Here is a 918-nt window from a genome sequence, read left to right on the forward strand (position 1 = left end):
TCGCCGGTGTCACCGCGCTGCTCGTCATCCTGATGGGGCTGTCCACCGGGATGAAGGACACGATGTTGCGCTCGGCCACCACGCTGTCCACCGGCCACGTCAACGTGGCCGGCTTCTTCAAGGTGTCGGCCGGGCAGTCCGCCCCCGTCGTGACGGGCTATCCGAAAATCCTCGAGCAGATTCGCAAGGACGTGCCAGAGGTGGACTACATCGTCCACCGCGGGCGCGGCTGGGCGAATGTGGTGAGCGAGACCAGCTCCATGAAGCTGGGCGTGGGCGGCATCGACATCACCGCCGAGCCCGGCTTCCGCCAGGTCATCCAGGTGCGCGAAGGCTCCCTGGACGGACTGGCCAGGTCCAACTCCGTGCTCCTCTTCGAGAAGCAGGCGAAGCGGCTGGAGGTCAAGGTGGGCGACACGTTGACCATCGCCGCGCCCACCTTGCGTGGCACCAGCAACACGGTGGACGTGCAGGTGGTGGCCATCGCGGCCAACGTGGGGATGATGAGCGACTTCAACGTCTACGTCCCCTCCGGCACGCTGCGCGCGCTCTACCAGCTCCGCGACGACACCACGGGCGCCATCCAGGTGTACCTGAAGGATGTGGCGCAGGTGCCCGAGGTGCAGGCCCGGCTGCGCAAGACGCTGGCGGCCGCGGGCCACGAAATCATGGACAACGACCCGCGGGCGTTCTTCTTCAAGTTCGAGGTGGTCAACCGCGAGCCGTGGACGGGCCAGAAGCTGGACATCACCAACTGGGAGGACGAGATCAACTTCATCAGCTGGACGCTGGCCGCGCTCAACTTCCTCACCGGCGCCCTCACCTTCGTCCTGCTGGTCATCATCTGCGTGGGCATCATGAACACGCTGTGGATCGCCATCCGGGAGCGCACGCGGGAGATTGGCACGCTGCGCGCCA

General features: G+C 66.1%; 1 protein-coding gene. It reads left to right on the forward strand.

Features of this window, described 5'->3' with window-relative positions:
• A partial coding sequence (locus tag G4D86_RS51725; protein ID WP_164003096.1) for an ABC transporter permease occupies positions 1-918 on the forward strand: 918 nt, incomplete at both ends.

The organism is Pyxidicoccus caerfyrddinensis (genome assembly GCF_010894405.1).
GTDB classification, from domain to species: domain Bacteria; phylum Myxococcota; class Myxococcia; order Myxococcales; family Myxococcaceae; genus Myxococcus; species Myxococcus caerfyrddinensis.